Genomic DNA, 3,472 nt, shown 5'->3' with positions numbered 1-3,472 from the left:
TCGAGCACCAGTTGTTTGGAGACGCGGGTGTGGCGCTCAACGTAACGGCCTAAATCCCGGCCGTTGACGGCGTCGATATCACCCACCACAGAGACGGCTACCCGGGTCGACGATGGGTGGCGCACGGCGAAGGTAGCCCGGCCACAGCGCTGCAGGTCATCTTCTGGTGCTGATTCCGGACGGTAGAGCCGGATAGTGCCGACGGCCGCCATCGCGCATCCCCCTCGTATCGCTGTGGCGCTTATCGGGATACGTCGGACGGATTCGCTTAACTCCCGGAATCAGGCGACGCCTCAAGGCGCGTCCGACGGGCTGTGCGCTCAACCACACTTCAGGCTAGTACGGATTGCGTAGACGATGGCCGAGTTGGGAAAACTCTGCCGAACACGCCCTCAACTGGACGTTTTCTGGCTATGACGCTGCGAGATGGTGCGAGTCCGTTCGCGCTACAGCGATGGACGACGGAATTCGTTGCGGTGACTTGTGGTATTTCGGACGCCGGTGCCCGCCGTTCGTCTGCTACCTGGCGCACCACTGCCTCGCCGCAACGCAAGTACGCTGATGCCTAGTCGAGGCTGACATACGGCCGCAAGGTCGAGCGCTTCAGGAAAGAGTGATACACGCGTGTCTAAAGAGGATCAGTTCAGCGGCGGTGATCCGACGCCGCGCCCCGGCTCGCGTGCCCCGCTCGATCCGGCCGCGCAACGCGCCTTCGGCCGGCCCGAGGGCGTCAGTGGCGCCTTCGCGGGACCAGACCGCAACCGTGATCAGGGCGCGTACACGCCCACGGACCAGGCGCCCGACGCGGTGCTTGCAGATGTATTCGGCCGGACACCGACAGGCGACGACCGGGACGGGGACATGGCCGCGGGGCCGGAGAATCCCGTGCTTGACCCTGACACCGTGGCTGCGGCGCCGCCGACGCCTCCTGCACCATCGCCCCCTGTAGCGACGAAGAAGCTCGGCGTGCGGGACGTGCTGTTCGGCGGCAAGCTAACCCGCACCGCATTGACGCTTCTGGTTGTCATTGCACTGCTGATCGGCCTCGTCGGCGGGTGGGTGGGCCGCAAGACCGCGGAGGTCATCGATGCGTTCACGATTCCCAAGCTGCCGCTGTCCACCACGGACAGCGGCGAACTCCCCGAGGGTCGGTTCGCGAAAGTCGCTGCAGCGGTGGCTGATTCGGTAGTGACCATTGAAGCGCTCAGTTCTGAGGCAGGGTCACAGGGCTCGGGCGTGATCGTCGACCAGCGCGGCTATATCGTCACCAATAATCACGTAATCGCCGACGCCGCAACCGCTCCGGACAAGTTCACGATCTCGGTGGTGTTCAACGACGGCAAGCAGGGGCCGGCCAATCTGGTCGGCCGCGACCCCGAGACCGACCTGGCAGTGCTCAAGGTCTCCAACGTCGATAATCTGACCGTTGCGCGCCTCGGTGACTCCGACAAGCTTCGCGTCGGCGACGAGGTGATCGCGGCCGGTGCCCCCTTGGGCCTGCGCAGCACGGATACTCAGGGCATCATCAGTGCACTGAACCGGGCGGTGCGGCTGCCCGGTGACGGCTCCGACGACATTGTCATCGACGCGGTGCAAACCGACGCCTCGATCAACCACGGCAACTCCGGCGGTCCGCTGGTCAACATGAACGCCGAGGTGATCGGCATCAACACCGCCGGCAAGTCGCTGTCGGAGAGCGCCAGCGGACTAGGCTTCGCGATCCCGGTCAACGAGGTGCGACGCGTGGTCGCGACGCTGATGCGCGACGGCAAGATCACCCATCCGACCGTCGGCTTGACCGCTCAATCGGAAAGTGACACAGCCGCTTCCGGTGCACGAGTCACCAAGGTGGCCCCGGGCAGTCCCGCCGAGCGCGCCGGGATCTTGGCGAACGATATCGTCGTCAAGGTCGGCGACCGCACGATCGCCGGTGTCGACGAATTCGTCATCGCAGTCCGCCAGCTCGAGGCCGGCCGGGACGCACCTATCGAGGTGATCCGTGACGGCAAGCCCCTCACGCTGACCATCAACCCTGAAATCGACAGCACTCGGTAGCCAGTTGCCGTCAGCGCGGACAGGTGTCGAATTCCTTGCGAAGCCGTTCTTCGATGTCGTTGCCGGGATGGTTGTCGCCTGTCTGGCCGGGATAGCTGCATCCACCGACTATCACGAAACCTGAAGGCCCACTGGGTAGTTCGCTGGATGGCATCCATCGCAGCCACAGCGGCCGAGTCGGACCTGCGCCGGTGATGGCGATGACCGCCTTGAGGTCGTCGTAGGCGGTCGCCGGATCCTTCAAAGCGACGTTCAGTAGGGTGATGACTGCGTTCTCCCGCACAGTGATGGCCACAACCCTTCCTGGCATGGCGGCGATCTGCTGATCGATGCGGACCTGCTGCTCCGGCGTGAAGGGGAACGTCACGCGCCACAGCGGTGTGTCGGCTGGATCGGCCGGTCGAATGTCGGCGACCATCGCGGTGGTGCCGCCGAGGATGGCCCGGATAGCGGCGAACGTCTCCGGGATCGCGGTGGTGACCTCATTGATATCCAGGCGGCTCCCCACGGTCTGATTGCCGCGCGACCACGAGATCTCCTCCGCCTTGATATCGGCGGCGAAGCGCCTGAGAAGCACTGCGTCCTCGGCGATCTGACCGGGGTCAAGGTAGGCGGCGCGTTTCACCCTCACCGACGGCGGTGAGGCGGTCACGAAAAACTCGGCGCTCTGGTCGTACTCACCGAACTTGTCGCCACGGACCCGGTTGATGGTGTCCGCAACAGCGGCGATCTGCTCAGCCGTTGCGTCGGGCACGGATACGTTGACATGCAGCGTGGACCCGCGTCCGAAACTGTTCTCATAGTCCACGACCACCGACGCGACGCCGGGCATGACGCGGATTGCTCCCTCGAGCTCATTGGCCTCATGGGCGCGGTCCGGGGCGCTGGCACACCCCACCGTCGCGAACGCGGTCGCGACGACAACGAGCAGCGTGGAGGCCAAGCGTCGTCGCGTCATGGTCGTCATGTGCAGATGACTGCTCTCAGCGTCCCTGGTACCGGCGGCGGGTGATCGCGAGGGCATAGATCTGACCACGGAACCGCAGATGCGGTGTGAGCAGGTACGCGAAACCCACCGCCAAAGCCACGAGCATGCAGGCGGTTCCAGCAATGAGGAGCAAGTGGTCGAAGCTCATCGTTGTCCGGTGATCTTCTGGCCGATGTCGCGCGCCAGCGTCCATCCCATGCTGCCCACACTTGGTGCGCAGACCCGCACGTCGACGACGACGTTCTTACGGGGTGTCATGGCGTGCTGGCATTGGCGGCCGGCGCCGCCGCCGGGCGGAAAGATGAAGACGTTGTTGGTGCCGTCGGTGTTGGCGCTGACCGCGACCGTGCCGTCGGAGACCGAACCGGCGATCGTGACGGTCACGTCGGTGTATTTGCATGCCTGCCAATCGGCGAACTGTTTGTCGAC

The 3,472-nt window shown here is 64.8% G+C and carries 4 protein-coding genes and 1 pseudogene; 1 reads left to right on the top strand and 4 read right to left on the bottom strand.

The genetic code is table 11. The features are described 5' to 3' along the window. A pseudogene (locus VFH65_RS28350) lies at positions 1-212 on the bottom strand (anti-sigma factor antagonist); the annotation flags it as partial. Between the two features lie 412 nt (positions 213-624). On the opposite strand from VFH65_RS28350, the gene VFH65_RS28345 reads away from it, so the two are divergent. Then, positions 625-2,055 carry a S1C family serine protease gene (locus VFH65_RS28345; RefSeq protein WP_353326308.1) on the top strand — a complete coding sequence of 477 codons (1,431 nt, stop codon included), beginning with the start codon at positions 625-627 and terminating at the stop codon, positions 2,053-2,055. A 10-nt stretch (positions 2,056-2,065) separates the two neighbouring features. On the opposite strand, the gene VFH65_RS28340 is transcribed toward VFH65_RS28345, so the two are convergent. The 3 genes from VFH65_RS28340 to VFH65_RS28330 all read right to left on the bottom strand — a co-directional run. Continuing rightward, a complete protein-coding gene (locus VFH65_RS28340) occupies positions 2,066-3,022 on the bottom strand; it encodes a hypothetical protein (RefSeq protein ID WP_353326306.1) in 957 nt (318 codons plus the stop codon). A 16-nt stretch (positions 3,023-3,038) separates the two neighbouring features. Continuing rightward, positions 3,039-3,191: a hypothetical protein gene (locus VFH65_RS28335; protein ID WP_353326305.1), complete on the bottom strand. Its 153-nt coding sequence runs from the start codon at positions 3,189-3,191 to the stop codon at positions 3,039-3,041. After that, positions 3,188-3,472 (bottom strand): sensor domain-containing protein (locus tag VFH65_RS28330; protein ID WP_353326303.1); only part of this gene is annotated, 285 nt, incomplete at its 5' end. The genes VFH65_RS28335 and VFH65_RS28330, both read right to left, overlap by 4 nt.

This window comes from Mycobacterium sp. (genome assembly GCF_035697385.1).
Classification (GTDB): domain Bacteria; phylum Actinomycetota; class Actinomycetes; order Mycobacteriales; family Mycobacteriaceae; genus Mycobacterium.
Note: the sequence above shows the minus strand (reverse complement) of the source record. Positions and strands in the feature narration are given on the sequence as shown.